Origin of the sequence: Sphaerochaeta sp., assembly GCA_022482495.1 — a bacterium.
Lineage (GTDB): Bacteria > Spirochaetota > Spirochaetia > Sphaerochaetales > Sphaerochaetaceae > RUG023.
Genome location: JAKVPA010000002.1, coordinates 274638 through 292264, shown reverse-complemented (window position 1 = coordinate 292264; position 17627 = coordinate 274638). Strand labels below are relative to the sequence as shown.

Sequence of the window (17627 nt, the reverse complement as noted above, 5' to 3'; positions counted from 1 at the left end):
TTGAACCATTACAGCGTATTGCGCATCGATACCGGCTGGCGGGTGTTCTCCAGCACGTCACGCCACAGGGCTCCTTCCAGATCGACGTGGTTGCGGCGGGAAACCGCGGCGGCGATGGGGATGTGGACGAACCGGTTGTTGCATTCGCTGATCAACACCTTGGTCTTCCCCGCCATGGCGGCGTGGACGGCGTGGGCGCCGAGCCGCGCGCAGTAGATGGAATCATAGCTGTCCGCCGCTGCGCTGCGAATGATGTAACTCGGGTCGATGTACTTGACGTTGCACTCCATCCCTTCCTGGGCGAAGTACTCTTTGATCCGCTCCTTGAGGAACACGCCGATGTCGTGGAACTTCAGGTTCCCTGACGCGTCATGCTCCGTGGCGGGAGGAAGCAACTCCTGCCCTGCGCCTTCGGCGACCAGAATGACAGCGTGATGACGTTCGACGATACGGGTCTTCAGGTGGGCCAACAATCCGTTCGGCCCATCCAGGTCAAACGGGTTTTCCGGGATCAGGCAGAAGTTCACGTCGCTCTGCGCCAGCGAAGTGCGGGCGGCGATGAAGCCGGACTCACGTCCCATCACCTTGACCAGACCGATGCCATTGATGCTGTTCTTCGCCTCAACATGGGCGCACCGGACTACCGGGACGGCCATCTGCACGGCGGTATCCACGCCAAAGGAACTCTGGATGTACAACAGATCGTTGTCGATCGTCTTGGGAATGCCGACGACGGCGATCTTCAGGCCGCGGCGCTCGATCTCGTCGGCGATGTCGCTCGCCCCGCGAAGCGTGCCGTCACCACCGATCGTCACCAGGATGTTGATGTTCAGCCGTTCCAGGGAATCGACGATCTCGTCGACCTGTTTGCCGCCACCCCGGGCCGAGCCAAGAATCGTGCCGCCTTTCTCCTGGATGTCATCCACGACATCCGGATCCAGGGTGATCAACGGCCAGGGGCTGTTCTCCAACAGGCCCTGGTACCCGAACTGGACACCGCTGATCCTCCGTACGCCGTAGCGGTACCAGAAGCACCGCACCACGGCGCGGATGACGTTGTTCAATCCCGGACAGATGCCACCACAGGTGCAGATCGCCGCGTGGACATGGGCGGGATTGAAGTAGATCTTCGCCCGTGGACCGGCTACCTTCCAGGTAGTCGTCCCCGTTGCAGGTGATCGTCCCTCCCTGTGCCTTCGCCTCAATGGAATACAGGATCTTGTCATCATCACTGACATAATCCGCGTATCCATCCCCATGGCTTTCGCTCATCGCAATCGGGGAAGGAATCTTCGCCTCCCCCAGATTCGGAATGGTGAAATCAATCTTCTTTTTTTCCATCGTCAGACTCCTGTTCTGCTGCATCCATCAATGTGGCGAGCGATGCCTTGAAGGTCGCGTATGGCCCTTCAAGCCTTTCCTTGGCTTCCCTCTGGAAGGTTCCATACAGTTCGGTGAATTTCTCACCGAACGGGGTGAGCGTCGCACCCGGATGGTCAGCGCCGCCTTTCTGGCGGTTGATGACCGCCACCCCTAGGGATCGTTCCAAATTGCGGACCATCATGTATGCCTTGGAATAGGAAATACCCAGATCCGCCGCCGCTTTCCTCAAGCTCTTCTCCATGGCGATTTTTTCCAGAAGCCACAGGACTCCGATGCCCATGAACTTCTCTCCATCCTCGTCGATCAGATAGAGCTTGGATTTCAGTTCCATAACTCTCCGGCCGCTTGGAACACCAGGCGCACCAAACCGGGTATCTGCTCCTTCGGTACGGAGCAGTAGGCAAGACGAAGCGTCTTGTCGGCGATGTTGATGCATCCGATGTGGTAGTCGTCCAACAGGTGCTTGCGCAGCGCCTCGGCGCTTCCCTTGCAGGAGAAGGCCATGAAATAGCCGCTGTTGAACGGGTACGGCTTGAGCAGGTCGTACTTGTCCACGTAGGAATGAAGCGTTTCCTTCAGCACCTTGTACCGTTCGTTCATCTCGGTGAACACGGCATCCTTGTCTTTCTGGTAGGTGGCGCTCTGCATGGCGTGGACCAACAGGCTCTGGCCCGGATGGTCGCAGTTGGACACCGAGGCACGGATCATGCCCAGCATTTTCTTGTCCAGCGCGTCGTACTGCTCGTCCGTCATTCCTTTGCATCCGAACGTGACGAACGCGATGCGGAAGCCCCAGACCATCGCTTCCTTGGTCGCCGCGTCCCCTTTGACGGCCAGAATGTTGGGATGGGCGTCGCACAGCGAGGCGAACAGGCTTTCCTTGGCCGTATCCGCTTCATAGAACAGACCGAAATAGGCGTCGTCACTGATGACCAGCAGTTTGTAGCCGTCCTCGGCGAGATCGACCAGGGCTTGGGTGATCATCCCCATCTCTTTGGTGGTGGGGGTGTATCCCGTCGGGTTGTTGGGGAAGTTCAACAGGATCCGGACCTGCTTGCTCTTCACGCTCTTGATGGCGTCCACCATCCCGGCGACGTTGAACGCGTCGGCGGCGTCGTACATCGGGAACGTCTTGATGGCAACGTTGTTCAGCGAGGTGTAGATCAACTCATAGTTGTCCCATGCCAGGTCGGGCAGCACCAGCGTGTCCCCCTCCTGGGAGAACAGCATGCTGATGATGGACAGCGAGTGGGTCAGACCGGAGGTGACGATCGGACGGGAGATATGCTTGCCGGCAAGGGATGGGTTCTTGCGGAGCATCTCCGCCTTCCACAGGTCCCTGAGCGTCGGATCCCCGCCGCCCGGAGCATAGCTGAACAGCTGGCCGGGCTTGAACGAACCGGGAACGAACTGGTCGTAGATGTCAGAAAGATACATCGGCTGCCCATCTTTGGTAGCCATGCCGATCGTCGCGTTGTACAAGGTGGCCTTGGTTTTCGCCTCGGCGCTCTGCGCTACAATGCCCTTGGGAAAATAGATGCGTTTGCCTACGTCAGACAAGAAATCCGAAGCAACGGTACCTTCCAACGTCTTGTTCAATTCCATCGCCAATGCTTGCATAGCTTTCCTTTCCTTCCTCAGTTCATTTATAGCCGTTTTGCCCCTGAATGTCACCCGGTCAGAAGCCGAAATCCCCCTGCCCTTCCCCGGAGGACTGCGCTTGCCCCAGCAGGGCGAGGAACTGCTCCTCATTGACCAGTTTCACCCCCAGCGCGCGGGCTGTCTCCGCTTTGGAGCCGCCACCTTTGCCGACCAGCAGGTGGGTTGTTTTGGCGGAGACGGCGGAGACCGTCCGGCCTCCCCGCTTCTCCACCTCTTCCATCGCTTTGGAACGGGGATTGAAGTGTTCGAACGATCCGGTGACGCACCACACCTGGCCGGCGAACGTCTGGGGAAGATCCGTCGTGACGGATTTCTCCTCCATGGCAAGCCCGGCGCTGCGCAGTCCTTCGATCCGTTGCTGGTTCAAGGGATCCAGCAGACCGTCGAACAGGCATTTCGCCGTCTTCTCGCCGATCTGGCTGATGCTTGTCAGACGGGGATAATCCTGCGCCTTCGCCACGGAGAGGAGCTCGTCCATGCTGGACAGCCCGTTCTTGATCAACAGGTCCACCACCTTCTTGCCGATCTCCGGGATTCCCAAGGAGACCAGTACCCGGTGGAACGGCTGCTTCTTGCTTTCCCGCACCCCTTCGATGATGCTGGTGATCTTCTTCTCCCCGAATCCCGGCTCGTCCGCCAGCACGTGGGCGTAGTCGATGGTGTAGATGTCCTGGATGTCCTTCAAGACCCCTTTGTCGATCAACAGGCCGGCCGTCTCTGGTCCGAACGTCTCGATGTCCATCTGTTCCTTGCCGATGAAGAACTCCACCCGCCCGCGGATCTGGTCGGGACAGAGCGGATTGGGACAGAACGTATGCGCGCCGCGACGAACCAGCGGCGTGTGGCAGCACGGACAGAGAGGCGGCATCTTCCAGGTGGGGTTGCCCAGTTCGTTCTTCTCGATGACCCGTTCCACCGCCGGAATCACATCGCCCCGTTTGGATATCTCCACCGTATCGCCGATGGCCAGTTCCAGCTGGTCGACGTAATCCTGGTTGTGCAGCGTCACGTTGCTGACCGTCGAGCCACCCACCTCGGTGGGCGTGACCCGGGCCACCGGCGTGATCCTCCCGGTCCGCCCCACCTGGACGTCGATCCCGTTCAGCACCGTCTGGGCCTGCGGCGCCTCGAACTTGTAGGCGATGGCCCAGCGGGGATGGTGGCCGGTGTAGCCGAACACTTCACGGACGGAGATTTCGTTGATCTTCACCACCAGCCCGTCGATCTCATAGGGCAGCGCCTTGCGGCTCCGGGTGCGCTCTGCGATGTAGGCGGGAATGTCGGAGAACGAGCCGCTTTGTCCGGAAAGCCCGGATTTTTTCAGCCGTGCCTCGGCCTCCTCCTTGCTCTTGCAGAAATATCCGATGGTCGGATTGGTCCGGAACCCGTACTGCTTCAGCGTCTCCAGGATCTGGATGTGGTCGTCAAACGGCCGGTTCCCCTGCCAGAAGCCCTCGTAGACGAAGATGTTCAACGGGACTTTGGCCGTCTCGCTGGAATGGATGCGCCGGATCGTGCCGGCGGCCAGGTTGCGGGGATTGGCGTACGGGGGATCCATCTGGGCGTTCAGCTTGGCGAACGGCGCCTTGGGAAGGTACACTTCCCCCCGGACGGCCATGGTGACCGGTTCGGGCAGCCTGAGCGGGATGGACGGGATCGTCTTGATGTTCGGCGTCACGTCGTTGCCCACCGTCCCGTTGCCCCGTGTCACCCCACGGACCAGCACTCCGTCCTCGTAGTACAGAACCATCGAGACGCCGTCGATCTTCTCCTCAATGACGAACGAGAGCTCCTCGTCCATCTTCTCCTCACACTTCTGGATCCAGGAAAGGATCGCCTCGGATGAATAAGCCTTGTCCAGGCTGAGCACCGGGATGGTATGGCGCACCTCGGGGAAATCACTGGTCAGGTCGCTGCCAACCCGCACCGTCGGGGAATCGTCCCTGCGCAGTTCGGGATGTTCCTTTTCCAATTGGGACAGACGGTCGAACAGACGGTCGTATTCCTGGTCGCTGACCAAGGGATGGTCGTCCACGTAGTATGCTTTCTGCCAGGCCCTGAGCTTGTCGGAAAGCTCCGCCACTTCTTCTTTGATGTCCATGCCTTGGATTGTACCCCAACGGAAAAGGCATCTCAAGCGGAGACATGAAAAATGCCGGTCTTCCGAAGAGGACCGGCATGATACATACCTGAGGAAACCTCAGAGAGACGCGAACTTCTTCAGCGTGCGGATCATCTGGCAGGTGAAGCCGTTCTCGTTGTCATACCAGGAAACCACCTTGACCAGCTGCTTGTCGCCGACGGTGGAGACTTCCGTCTGGGTCGGGTCAAACAGGGAACCGTAGGTGATGCCGATGACATCGGAGGAAACAATCTCGTCGCCATTGTAGCCGAAGCTGTCGTTGTTCGTCGTGGCCTTCTTCATCACGTCGTTGATCATGTCAACGGTGACGTTCTTGGCCTTCAGCTCGCAAACCAGCTCAGTGACGGAACCATCTTTCACAGGAACTCTCTGGGCATGGCCCTGAAGCTTTCCATCCAGCTCGGGAAGCACCAGACCGATCGCTTTCGCGGCACCGGTGGAGTGCGGGATGATGTTCTCGACAGCGGCGCGGCCATTGCGAAGGTTGCCCTTGCGGTCCGGTCCGTCAAGCAGCATCTGGGTGCTGGTGTAGGCGTGAATGGTGGTCATCGTGCCGATCTCAATGCCGAACGCATCATTCAGAGCCTTGGCCATCGGGGCCAGACAGTTGGTGGTGCAGGACGCGGCACTGATGATCTTGTCGTCCTTGGTCAGGGTGTTGTCGTTGACGCTGTAGACGATCGTCTTCATCTTGCCCGCAGGAGCGGAGATCAAGACTTTCTTGGCACCGGCATCCAGGTGGGCCTGGGCTTTCTCAGCGGAGGTGTAGAACCCGGTGGACTCCAGAACCACATCAACCTTCTCGGCGCCCCACGGAATGTTGTGGGCATCCTTCTCGGCGTAGATGCGGATCTTCTTGCCGTCGACGATGATCGAATCCTCAGTGGACTCAACGGTCCCCTTGAACGTCCCGTGAGTGCTGTCGTACTTGAGCAGATGGGCCAAAACCGACGGGCTGGTCAGGTCGTTGATCGCGACCACTTCCATCTCTGTTCCAACCTCCAGAATCCTTCTGAAAGCCAGACGGCCGATTCTTCCGAATCCGTTGATACCAACACGAATCTTTGCCATAGAAAAAACTCCTTCACAGGGACCTGCCCTGTATTTATTTGTTTTGCATAGGACAGCTTACTGGATAATGGGAGAAATGAAAACTCTTTCGCCTCATCTTTCCTGCTGGCCTTTCCACTGTATCGATTTGGCGCCTCTTGTGCAAGCTGTTGTCGACACTTGTGTGAACGGGTTCAGATTAACCGTCCGATTTCCCGGTTTCTTTTCGCATGTTCGTCCGTTTGGAACGTTTTTGGAATCGCTCCAACCGGCCGTCCTTTCTTGCTAAGGGTGCTGTTCCATGGTACATTGAGCGTATGGCGAAGACATATTTCTCCCGCGCGACCATCCTCAACGGCATTGTGATCCGCTCGACGGTGGACAGCGGCATCATCGACACCATCAACCTGCCGCAACTGGGCTCCCGCTTCCTCACCATCGAAGCGAAGGACGTGCGTGGAGAGAACCGTCTGAAAGTCGCCAGCGACTACATGCCGCTGCTCTCTTCCAACCAGATCTCCTACAAGGGCCAACCCATCATGGCGCTGTTCGGCTTCGACAGTGAATCCGTCCAGCTGAAGGCGAAGGAAATCGACATCAGCTACCGGCTCACCGAAGCGGGCCAGGCGCACCAAGAGTCGGCGCCGTACATCCGCCAAGCGGGGGATATGGATGCGGTGACCAAGGCGCCCGATCTGAAATACGTCACACGGACGTATGATTACACCCGTCTGAGCAGCCCATCCTACTACATCACCCGCATCATGGCGGGGATGGACGGCGGGACGCTGCACATCGTCGCTCCGACGCAGTGGATGTTCCACATGCGGGATACCGTCAGCGACATCACGTTAATCCCCAAGAAGAAAATCGTCATCCACCGCACCCCGTTCTACGCGCCCCACGACGAAATGCTGATCACCCCGTCGGTGCTGGCGGCCATCGCCGCGCTGGCCTGCATGAAAGGAAACTATCCAGTGGAGATCCAGGACAGTTATCCGGTATACCGGCCAGCCATGCATGTCGAGCGGACCACCTGGTTCATGGGTGACGGCAAACCGGTCGCCGACGACATCAAGGCCACGGTGGACCAGGGAGCCATCCCGCTGTTCTCCGAGGAAATGTCCAACCAGATGTTCGCAGGCTTCGCCCCGCCCTGCCCGCTGGACGCCTACCGGTGCGCCATCCAGTTCTCCAGCAGTGATCTCAGCCCGGCCCATTTCTACGGGGATCTGGGCTATGGAGAGGCGCTTGCAACCACTGAATCACAGTACCACATGGTGGCGCAGCAGGCGTTGCAGAACCCTTGGGCGTGGAAGAGTCAGTTCTACGGCGCATCCGACACCCATGACGCGTTGATCCACTGCGCGCGGTATCCGGAAATGAAAACGCTGGTCAACGACCTGGTCGCCCGCAGTGATTTCAACCGCAAGTACGCCACCTTCCAGGTGCTCCGGGACGAAAACGAGAAGTTCTCCCCGTTCATCAGCTACGCCCGGGGCATCGGTTTTGCCCTTGGGCCGGGGATTGCCGGTTTCTCCAGCGACTGCAAGAACATCACGCCGTTGTCCGTCCAGTTGCAGCTGGATCCCGGGGACAAGGTGAAGGTCAACACCTGCTTCTATACCAACGGGGCCAGCGCGCGCATCTGGAAGAAGGTGATCAGCGAACAGCTGGGAATCCAGGAAGCCAACATCCAGTTTCCGGCGGACACCGACGAGATGGTGGACAGTGGTCCGTCCGTCCTGGCGTCCAACAGCGGCAGGATGCCGTCCCAGATCCAGCGGGTCTGCGAGCTGGTCAAACAGAAACGGTTCGTCAACCCGCTCCCCCTGGTGGAAAGCGTCAACGGATTTCCCAAATCGGACAGCCTGTTCTCTTCCTCCAGCTGGGTGGGGATGGTCCTGGAACTGTCCGTGGACACCATCGCGTTCCAACCCTTGGTCCGACGCATCTGGGTTTCCGTTCTGACCGGCAGAATTTTCGACGAGCAGGCATATCGGGAAAAGATCCGGCACACCATCGTCACCACCCTGTTGGAAAACGGGGCGGTCCTGGCCACCGGCAAGAACCTGACCATCGACCTGACGCTGAAAAGCGACGGGGAGGATGTGGGCTCGTCGGTGACCAGCGCCGTCCGTTCGATGACGCTGGCGACCTTCTCCATGGCCCTGGACCAGGCTCTGGGCGGCGTGCAGGTCACCCTGCCGATGAAAAGTGAAATCATTCTGAACACCATCATGAGGAAACGCATATGAATCTGGATTGCATCATTGACGGAAAAGGACTCTCCCTCTCGGTGAACTCCAACAAACCGCTGCTTCTGATCCTCACCGAGGATGTGGGATGCAGGTCGCTGAACAGCAACTGCCATGGCTCGCGGTGCGGGAACTGCCTGGTGCTGGTCAACGACATCGTCGTGCTCTCCTGTCTGGTGCCGGCTTTCCGGCTGAAGGACGCCAACATCCAGACGTTTGACGGATTTTCCAAGACGCGCCAGTGCCGTGACATCGAACGGGCCTACCAGGTGACCGGCAACATGCCCTGCCCGAACTGCTACGCGTCCAAAACGATGTTGATCGAATCCATCCTGCAGAACCTCACCGGAGAACACCACGCCGGCAAGGAAATCTCCATGCCGGGACGGCTTCGCCCGCAGATCGTCGGCGAGACCACCCCGTTGGACGAGGAGGCTGTCGCCAAGGAACTGTCCCTGAATACCTGCCAGTGCATGGATACCGGAGAGCTCCTGCAGATCGTGGAGATCGCATTGTCCTACCGGAGGAGAAAGAATGTACGAAGAGCTTAGGTCCACCACCATCCACACCCCGACCACCCTCTCCGAGTACGGGCAGATCGCCAACCGGTTCCCCGACGCGCTGAACTGGGCCGGGGGAACCTATCTGATGAGCCGGCCGGACTTTTACCCGATGGATTCCAACATCGAGATCATCGACCTGTCCGCGTTGGAGGAGCTGGAGCGGATCACCCGCACCGACCGGTACATCCAGATCGGCTCGATGGTCAACGCCGCGCAGCTTCTGGACACCGGACGGCAGATCCTTCCCAAGGTGCTGCTGGATGCCCTGCTCTCCATCGGTTCCACCATCGTGCGGCGCCAGATGACCATCGGCGGCTCGCTGTGCATCCCGGACATCCGCCTGTCCATCCCCACGGCGCTGGCCGTACTGGACGCCGTGGCGGAAGTGCGGGTGTACCTGCCCAACGGCAAATGCTCCACCCGGTGGATTCCCGTCTCCCGTCTGTACGACAAGGATGGGAAACTCACCCCGTTCGAAGGAAAATTCCTGCTCACCCAGATCCGCATCGGTCTGGAATACGGCAACTACCAGCGGTTCCTGTTGATCGGAAACCCGGCACGGGAAGGGAACGCGGCCGTCCTGCTGGCCTTCCAGGCGGAGCGGACCGCCGTGGCGTTGGGCAAGGTGCAGATGTGCATCACGTTCCCCAAGAAGGGATTTTTCATCAGCAAGGAGATCATCGGGCAACTTTCCGGCATCAACCTTCCCGTCTCTCCCAAGACGATCCGCACCATCATTGGGAACCTCAAGGGGGAGCTCCAGAAAACCTACCCCAGTCTGAGCGCGCTGCAACAGGAGCGGGCGCTTCGGATGTTCGGATCCATCCTGTATGACTTGAACACCATCTATCTGCAGAGTTGACCATGGAAGAGAAACAGACCGACCAACAACAGGAACAACCGATCTCCGATGATGAGCTCCTCGCCCAACAGGCGGAGGAAGAACAGGAAATCGAGGAAGAGGAAGAGACGGCGGCAGCCGCCCCACCCCAGCCACAGGCGCCGGCGGAGGAGAAGGCGGCGGACGAGCTGCCCGACCCAGGGTTCGTCCACCTGCACGACCACAGCGACTTCTCGCTGCTGGACGGCGCGGCGAAGATCGACCGGTACGTGGCCAAGGCGAAAAGCTACGGGATGCGCAGCCTGGCGCTGACTGACCACGGCAACATGTTCGGCGCGCTTCGCTTCTACAAGGCGTGCAAGGAAGCAGGCATCAACCCGATCATCGGCTGTGAGTTCTACTGCAACCCGGCCGACCACACGTTCATTCCGGAGCCGGGGGACCACAACCATGACCACCGCTACCATCTGATCCTCCTGGCGATGAACGAGAAAGGGTACCACAATCTGATGGAACTGAACTCCGCCGCCTGGACGGAAGGGTTCTACTACAAACCGAGGATCGACGACAAACTGCTTGAAGAGCACAACGAGGGGTTGATCTGCCTGTCGGCGTGTCTGGCCGGCGAGATCCTGCAGAACCTCCTGGGAGGACAGTACGAGGAAGCCAAGCGCCGGGCGCTGTGGTTCAACTCGGTCTTCGACGACGGACGGTACTATCTGGAGATGCAGGACCATGGGCTGGAAGAACAGAAGCTGACCAACCCGCTCTTGGTCAAACTGCACGAAGAGACCGGCATCCCCTTGGTATGCACCAACGACATCCACTACATCGAAAAGGATGACGCAGAAGCGCAGGACATCCTGCTGTGCATCGGCACCAACAGCAAGCGGGACGATCCCAACCGGATGCGCTTCCCCAGCTCCGAGTTCTACTTCAAGAGCCCCGAGGAGATGAAACAGCTGTTCTCCTGGTGTCCCGAGGCGATCGAGAATACCAACAGGATCGCCCAGCGGTGCGACATCCAGATCCACTTCCCCGGCCCGAAACTGCCTGTCTTCCAGGTGCCGGATGGATTCAAGGACACGGCGGAGTACCTCAGGTACCTGGCCAATGAAGGGCTGAAGAATCGATACGGGACAATAACGCCCCAGCTGCAGCAGCGGCTGGACTACGAGCTGGACATCATCATCAAGATGGACTTCCAAGGCTACTTCCTGATCGTCATGGACTACATCCGGTGGGCGAAGAACCACGGCATCCCGGTGGGGCCGGGACGCGGCTCCGGCGCCGGAAGCCTGGTGGCGTACTCCATCAACATCACCGATGTGGATCCGATGAAGTACAACCTGCTGTTCGAACGGTTCCTCAACCCGGAACGGGTATCCATGCCGGATTTCGACGTGGACTTCTGCTTCGAACGGCGCAAGGAAGTGATCCAGTACGTGACGGAGCACTATGGCAAGAACCGGGTGGCGCAGATCGCCACGTTTGGGACGTTGAAGGCCAAGGCGGTGGTCAAGGACTGCGCCCGGGTCTTGGACATCCCGTTCGACGAGTCGACCCGGATCTGCAAGCTGATCCCCGACGACCCGAAGATGACGTTGGCGAAGGCGTTCGCCCAGAACCCCGAACTGGGGCAATTGGAGGCCAAGGGCGGAGTGTACGCCACCCTGTTCAGCGTGGCGCGGAAACTGGAAGGGATGAACCGCAACACCTCCACCCACGCCGCCGGCGTGGTCATCGGGCAGGAGCCGCTGGTCAACTACGTGCCGCTGTACCGTGATCCCAAGACGGGCAACCAGGCCACCCAGTACACGATGGACCAGATCGAGGAATGCGGTTTGGTGAAGATGGACTTTTTGGGGTTGAAGACGCTGACGTTGATCAAGCACACGGTGGATCTGATCCACAAGAAAAAACCGAACTTCGACATCAACGCCATCGACGACCACGATCCGAAGACGTTCCGGATGCTCTGCAACGGGGACTCCACGGCGGTGTTCCAGTTCGAGAGTTCCGGCATGCAGCAGATCCTCCGGCAGGCCCATCCGGACAGCATCGAGGACATCGTGGCATTGAACGCGTTGTACCGTCCCGGCCCGATGCAGTACATCCCGACGTTCATCAACTGCAAGAACGGCAAACAACCGATCCACTACCCGGACCCCGACCTGAAACCGGTGCTGGAGAACACCTACGGCGTGATCGTCTACCAGGAGCAGGTGATGAAGGTCGCCCAGGTGATCGCCGGCTATTCGCTGGGACAGGCGGACATCCTCAGGCGTATCATGGGCAAGAAGAAAGCGGAGAAGCTGGCCCACGAACTGCCGATCTTCGAGGAAGGGGCCCAGAAGCTGGGCCGGACCAAGGCGCACGCCGACGAGATCTTCGAGATGCTCAAGCCGTTTGCCGGCTACGGCTTCAACAAGAGCCACGCAGTGGCGTACTCCCTGGTGGCCTACCAGACGGCGTTCCTCAAAGCCAACTACCCCGCCGAGTTCCTTGCGGCCAACCTGACCAACGAAATGGGCAACCCGGACAAGTTCAACGAGTACCTGGAAGTGGCCAAGGAAATGGGTCTGAAGATCCAGCCGCCGGACATCAACAAGAGTGAGTGCTACTTCACCGTCGCCGATGGCGTGATCGTCTACGGACTGGCCGGCATCAAGAACGTCGGCGAGGAACCGGTCAAGCTGCTCGTCGCGGAGCGGGAAAAGAACGGCCCGTTCACCAGTTTCGTCAACTACCTGATGCGGTTGGATGGCAGGGCGTACAACTCAAAGCTTCTGGAATCGTTGATCAAGGCCGGGGCGTTCGACAGCCTGGGGGTCAACCGTCCGACGCTCCTTGCCAACATCGAGGGAGCGGTGGCGTTCGCCACCCGGAGAAAGGAAGCGACGGCCTACGGGCAGATTTCGTTGTTCGATGAAAGCACCGAACCCCAGTTTGACGAGTACCAGATGGAGATGAAGGACGACTGGGCCCTTTCGGAAAAACTGGAGACGGAGAAACAGGTACTGGGGTTCTATGTCAGCGGGCACCCGCTGGACCAGTACCGTGAGGTGATCAAAAAATGCGTCGTCGTCGACACCTCCAAACCGGAACAGCTGCCGTTCGGCCGGGACACCAACATTGTGGCGTCCCTGACCACCCTCCGGCAGTTCACCACCAAGAAGGAGACGGTGATGGCGTTCCTCACCCTGACGGACCGCAACGCCTCTTTCAGCGCGACGATGTTCCCCAAGACGTACGCCCAGTACAAGGACATCCTGCAACAGGACGGCATCTATGGGTTCACCGGGAAATTCGACAATTCCCGGGGGATGGAGAAACTCTCTTTTTTGATCGACAAGGTGTACCAGGATCCCAACCAGCTGCCTCCCATCGCCGTCAGTGAATGCCATATCGAGATGGACAAACAGATGTGCACCAAGGATGTGCTGGAGAAGCTCCATGACAGTTGTCTGGAATACCCCGGGCAGATCCGGCTGTATCTTACCGTCAACGACCAACAGCGGAACGTGAAGACCACCATCAAGTGCGGTCGGGAATTCAGCGTCTCGTACAGTGATGTCTTCACCACGGTGATGAAGGACAGCCTGCCCATCGAATCGATATATTATGATTGACGAGGAGCTGTTATGTACGTACCACAGAATCCCACCGTATTGATGCATATCGCCAACGTGTTCGCCGCGTTGATCAGCGTCTACATGTTTCTCATCTGGATCCGGGTGATCCTCACCTGGGTGCGCATCCCCGGCCAGATGATGGAGAATCCCGTCCTGTCCTTCCTGAGGAGAATCATCGATCCGTATCTTTCCTGGTTCTCCCCGCTCACCGGACTGAAACGGTCCAACTTCGACCTGACGCCGCTTGCCGCCCTGGCCGTCCTGTCCATCCTGCAGAGTATCCTCCGGATGTTCGGAACCTATGGACGGCTTACCATCGGCATGGTGCTTGCCATGCTGGTCCAGACGCTTTGGGGGTATCTGGTAAGCCCCCTGTTCTGGTTCTTTTTGATCATTCTGATCGTCCGTGTGGTGTACTGCTACCACCGCTCCCCCACCACGATGTACACCATCAAGGTTCTGGACTCGATGATCGGGGACCTGCTTGATTTCGTCCAACGGCTGTTCTTCGGCCGCAAGGCGGTGAACAACCGGACATTGGTCTGGAGCACGCTGGTGTTCACCTTGGTCATGTACCTCCTGGCCAAGTACCTGATGGGGCTGCTGGTCTCGGCTCTGGTGCGGCTGTAATGGACGGACGGTATCTGAGGAACCTCACCGACGGGGTGGAGAAGCTCAGCGGGGTCGGTCCGGCGGCACAGGCAAGCTACCGGGAGATGGACATCGTCACGAAGAGCGACCTGCTTGCCCTCTCCCCCCGCTCCTGGGAAGACCGGTCGGTGATCCGGCCCATCGACCAGTGCGCCGAGGGCGAATACGCCAACACCCGGGTCCAGGTGGTCCGTCATGAGTTCTTCGGAGGACGCTCCTTTGCCAAACGTACGCTGAAGGTCATCGTCCGGGACTGCGAGGGAGCCCGGCGCCAGCTCTCCCTGCTCTGCTTCGGCCGCAACTTTCTGGAACACACGCTCCTCGTCTCCCATTTCTACTATCTGTACGCGTTGATCCAACAGTTCCACGGCGTCATCCAGTCCACCCAGTTCGAGGTGGTGCCATGGCCGGAGGAGGACGCGCCGCCTCCCCAGTTCGGCCAGATCCTCCCGATCTATCCACTGCGCGGTTCGTTGACCCAGCGGATCATCCGGCGGGACGTCAAGGCGGTGCTGGACAGTGTGCCGCGCTTCCAGGATGAACTGCCCGCCTCCGCCCGGGAAACGTTCCATCTGATGGACACCGATACGGCCATCCGCGCCCTTCACTTCCCGACAAGCGAAGATCAGCGGGTGCAGGCACAGCGTTCCCTGGCGTTCGACGAACTGTTCTATTTGATGTGGCTGACACGGCGTCACCGTGGCGAGGAGGCGGACCGGACCAACCGGCCCAGCGCGCCAAACAAGCTGGAGTTGAAATGCATCGAGTCCCTGCCGTTCCACCTGACGGAGGACCAGATGACCAGCCTGAAGGAGATACGATCCGACCTGGACAGCGAGACGCCGATGAACCGTCTGCTCCAAGGAGACGTCGGTTCCGGCAAAACCTTGGTCGCCTGGCTGTCCGCCCTCCACGTGCTGCCCCAGGGCAGACAGGTGGCGTTCATGGCGCCGACGGAGCTTCTTGCCCGCCAGCACGCCAACTCTGCCGCCCGGCTCCTCGAGCCGCTGGGAATCCGCCTGGCGTTCCTCACCGGGAGTGTCAAAGGCAAACAGCGGACCGAACTGTTGGAACACATCAAGCAGGGGGAGGTGGACATCGTCATCGGCACCCACGCCCTGTTCTCCAAGGAGGTGGAGTTCCACGACCTTGGCTATGTGATCATCGACGAGCAGCATCGCTTCGGCGTCGACCAGCGCCTGGCGCTGACCGGCAAGGCCAAAGTGCCCGACCTCCTTCTGATGACCGCCACCCCGATCCCCCGGACTTTGTCGCTGACCGTCTTCGGCTCGGTGAACGTCTCCACACTGAAGACGATGCCTCCCGGCAGGAAGCCGGTCATCACCTACCTGGTAAGGGAATCGTCACGGGAGCGGATGTACCAATCCATCGGCGTGGAGCTGAAACGGGGGCATCAGGCGTACTTCGTCTACCCCCGGATCGATGATTCCGGCCAGAGCGACCTGCGCGATGTGACCAGCATGTACGATTTCCTCAAGACGGAGTACCCCGGAGTCCCCGCCGCCTTGATGCACAGCAAGCTGGAGGAACAGGAGAAGGTCGATATCCTGGAGAAGTTCCAGAAGGGGGAACTGCGGTACCTGGTCTCCACCAGCGTCGTCGAAGTAGGCATCGACATCCCCAACGCCACCTGCATGGTCATCGAGCACGCCGAACGGTTCGGGCTTGCCGCCCTGCACCAGCTCCGTGGCCGGGTGGGACGGAGCGAACTGCAGTCGTACTGCTTCCTTGTCTTCGGTGATGACTTGACGGAAGAGGCGAAAGAGCGTCTCTCCGTGATGAAACAGACCAACGACGGCTTCCTCATCGCCGAGAAGGATCTGGCCATCCGGGGTGCCGGTGACCTTGCCGGTGTCAAGCAGAGCGGGTTCATCAACCTGAAGTACGCGTCCCTCTCCGACATCCCGATGCTGGAAGACGTGAAAACCTACCTGGATGAGGTGATGGCAAAGGATCCCGGACTCCTGTCCGCCGACCACGAGGTCATCCGCCGCACGCTGGATGAATCCCCGATGTACCCGGTGGAGACGGCAAGCTGAACCGTCCGTTTTTGCCGTTGTAAGAGAAAAGCAACGAAAAGCGGCTTTTTCTCATCCTAAACCGTTTCAATTTGCTAAAATCCGAATCTGCACCGAGGTGATAAACGTCATCTGATAGATTGATTGAAAACGACCATTGGCAGCTGATATACTTTGCTAAGTACGAAGGAATGATTTGTTACGAGATGTGGTAGTCCAAGAACAAGTCATTCCCGAGTACCATTGGACTACCACCCATGAAAAGAGACATCAAGACCAAGTCAAGAAGAAGGACTCCCTGGACAGAGGACAAGAATCCGACACCTCTCCAATCTTTCATAGACCGCTGTACGGAGAGGGATTACGCGCACAGGCACCCGACTTTTGAGGAGATGGACGAATCCGAGTTCATCAATTCGTACGAGCTGAAGACCTGCAGGATGTGCGGGTCCGACAAGATCGTCAAAGACGGGAAATCGAGCGGCGGTATCGCCAGGTTCAAATGCAACGCATGCGGGAGACGCTTCACCGCCATCACGAACACCATATTCGACAGCCACAAGATACCGATTTCCGAATGGATCAGGTTCCTGCTGGACATATTCGGGTACGGCAGTTTCGGCCTAACTTCAAAGGTGAACAGGAATTCCAACAATACGACGATGTATTGGATGGACAAGACATTCCTGTTGCTTGAGGGGATCCAGGACGAGGTTGTCCTCAAGGACCGCATATGGATTGACGAGACGTTCTGCAAGGTCAGGTCAGACGATATCGAGCACCATGATGACGGCACAGAGTATAGGGGGCTTTCCAGGAACCAGCTTTGCATAGGCGTCGCCCGTGACAGCCACGGACAGTCGATGTTTGTCTTCGAGGGGACAGGCAAGACGTCAGGAAAGAAAACCCTGGACGCCTTTTCAAGTCATATCGCCCCAGGTTCCACATTGGTGCACGACAAGGAAAAGTCCCACCGGAAACTGGTGGAGAAACTGAATTTGAAGAGTGAGGTATATGACTCGAGGGAAATCAAGAAGCTGCCTGACGACGACAATCCACTTGACCCGATAAACGACCTTTGCAGGCTTCTCCAACTGTTCCTGCGCGCGCATTCCGGTTTCATGAGGTTTGAACTGCAGGGCTATCTCAATATGTTCTCGGTGATCATGAACAAGCCGGAAAACAAACACGAAAAGGTTGAAAAGTTGCTGTCCAGAGCAATGGACTTCCCTGTTTTGCTCCGTTATCGGAGATAAACTGCATTCCAAGCCTCCAAATGCACTTCTCCATCACCTCGGTGCAGATTCGGATTTAAAATCAACAAACCACTATGGAGAAGCACGAGGAAGAAGCCAATTAATGCATAATCATGCAAACTTACAGATTTCCACACCTGTAAACT

The 17627-nt window shown here is 58.6% G+C and carries 11 protein-coding genes and 1 pseudogene; 7 read left to right on the top strand and 5 right to left on the bottom strand.

Going from position 1 to position 17627, the window contains the following annotated elements:
• Positions 1-8: 8 nt before the first annotated feature.
• The 5 genes and pseudogenes from LKE28_04010 to gap all read right to left on the bottom strand — a co-directional run bounded on the left by LKE28_04010 (position 9) and on the right by gap (position 6259).
• Positions 9-1341: pseudogene (locus LKE28_04010) on the bottom strand (ATP-dependent 6-phosphofructokinase).
• On the bottom strand, positions 1322-1714 hold the full coding sequence (locus LKE28_04005) for a LysR family transcriptional regulator (protein MCH3907418.1): 393 nt from the start codon (positions 1712-1714) through the stop codon (positions 1322-1324). The pseudogene LKE28_04010 and the gene LKE28_04005 overlap by 20 nt, the downstream one beginning before the upstream one ends.
• Complete coding sequence (locus tag LKE28_04000) at positions 1705-3003, bottom strand: aminotransferase class I/II-fold pyridoxal phosphate-dependent enzyme (GenBank protein ID MCH3907417.1); 1299 nt, start codon at positions 3001-3003, stop codon at positions 1705-1707. Before LKE28_04000 ends, LKE28_04005 begins: the two co-directional genes overlap by 10 nt.
• Before the next feature lie 58 nt (positions 3004-3061).
• A complete protein-coding gene (gene ligA / locus LKE28_03995; protein MCH3907416.1) occupies positions 3062-5146 on the bottom strand; it encodes an NAD-dependent DNA ligase LigA in 2085 nt (694 codons plus the stop codon).
• Between the two features lie 99 nt (positions 5147-5245).
• Positions 5246-6259, bottom strand: a complete 1014-nt coding sequence (gene gap, locus LKE28_03990) for a type I glyceraldehyde-3-phosphate dehydrogenase (protein MCH3907415.1) — start codon at positions 6257-6259, stop codon at positions 5246-5248.
• Between the two features lie 296 nt (positions 6260-6555).
• Between gap and LKE28_03985 the strand changes: the two genes are divergently transcribed.
• From LKE28_03985 to LKE28_03955, 7 genes are all read left to right on the top strand, one after another.
• Entirely contained in the window at positions 6556-8496 is a 1941-nt protein-coding gene (locus LKE28_03985) for a molybdopterin-dependent oxidoreductase (GenBank protein MCH3907414.1), read from the top strand.
• On the top strand, positions 8493-9047 hold the full coding sequence (locus tag LKE28_03980; GenBank protein ID MCH3907413.1) for a ferredoxin: 555 nt from the start codon (positions 8493-8495) through the stop codon (positions 9045-9047). The genes LKE28_03985 and LKE28_03980 overlap by 4 nt, the downstream gene beginning before the upstream one ends.
• Positions 9031-9921 carry an FAD binding domain-containing protein gene (locus LKE28_03975; protein MCH3907412.1) on the top strand — a complete coding sequence of 297 codons (891 nt, stop codon included), beginning with the start codon at positions 9031-9033 and terminating at the stop codon, positions 9919-9921. Before LKE28_03980 ends, LKE28_03975 begins: the two co-directional genes overlap by 17 nt.
• Positions 9922-9923: 2 nt before the next feature.
• Positions 9924-13532: a DNA polymerase III subunit alpha gene (gene dnaE, locus LKE28_03970; protein ID MCH3907411.1), complete on the top strand. Its 3609-nt coding sequence runs from the start codon at positions 9924-9926 to the stop codon at positions 13530-13532.
• Between the two features lie 12 nt (positions 13533-13544).
• Positions 13545-14165 carry a YggT family protein gene (locus tag LKE28_03965; protein MCH3907410.1) on the top strand — a complete coding sequence of 207 codons (621 nt, stop codon included), beginning with the start codon at positions 13545-13547 and terminating at the stop codon, positions 14163-14165.
• Positions 14165-16246 (top strand): ATP-dependent DNA helicase RecG, encoded by a 2082-nt coding sequence (gene recG, locus LKE28_03960; protein MCH3907409.1) that lies wholly within the window; start codon positions 14165-14167, stop codon positions 16244-16246. The genes LKE28_03965 and recG overlap by 1 nt, the downstream gene beginning before the upstream one ends.
• A 236-nt stretch (positions 16247-16482) precedes the next feature.
• The gene (locus LKE28_03955; protein ID MCH3907408.1) at positions 16483-17481 is read left to right on the top strand and encodes a hypothetical protein; all 999 of its coding nucleotides are present in this window, start codon (positions 16483-16485) and stop codon (positions 17479-17481) included.
• The last annotated feature ends 146 nt before the right edge of the window (positions 17482-17627 follow it).

Coding starts and splice junctions, on each gene's coding strand:
- recG (MCH3907409.1), top strand. CDS start 14,165: ATGGACGGACGGTATCTGAGGAACCTCACCGACGGGGTGGAGAAGCTC.
- LKE28_03980 (MCH3907413.1), top strand. CDS start 8,493: ATGAATCTGGATTGCATCATTGACGGAAAAGGACTCTCCCTCTCGGTG.
- LKE28_04005 (MCH3907418.1), bottom strand. CDS start 1,714: ATGGAACTGAAATCCAAGCTCTATCTGATCGACGAGGATGGAGAGAAG.
- LKE28_03975 (MCH3907412.1), top strand. CDS start 9,031: ATGTACGAAGAGCTTAGGTCCACCACCATCCACACCCCGACCACCCTC.
- LKE28_03985 (MCH3907414.1), top strand. CDS start 6,556: ATGGCGAAGACATATTTCTCCCGCGCGACCATCCTCAACGGCATTGTG.
- LKE28_03965 (MCH3907410.1), top strand. CDS start 13,545: ATGTACGTACCACAGAATCCCACCGTATTGATGCATATCGCCAACGTG.
- LKE28_03955 (MCH3907408.1), top strand. CDS start 16,483: ATGAAAAGAGACATCAAGACCAAGTCAAGAAGAAGGACTCCCTGGACA.
- ligA (MCH3907416.1), bottom strand. CDS start 5,146: ATGGACATCAAAGAAGAAGTGGCGGAGCTTTCCGACAAGCTCAGGGCC.
- dnaE (MCH3907411.1), top strand. CDS start 9,924: ATGGAAGAGAAACAGACCGACCAACAACAGGAACAACCGATCTCCGAT.
- LKE28_04000 (MCH3907417.1), bottom strand. CDS start 3,003: ATGCAAGCATTGGCGATGGAATTGAACAAGACGTTGGAAGGTACCGTT.
- gap (MCH3907415.1), bottom strand. CDS start 6,259: ATGGCAAAGATTCGTGTTGGTATCAACGGATTCGGAAGAATCGGCCGT.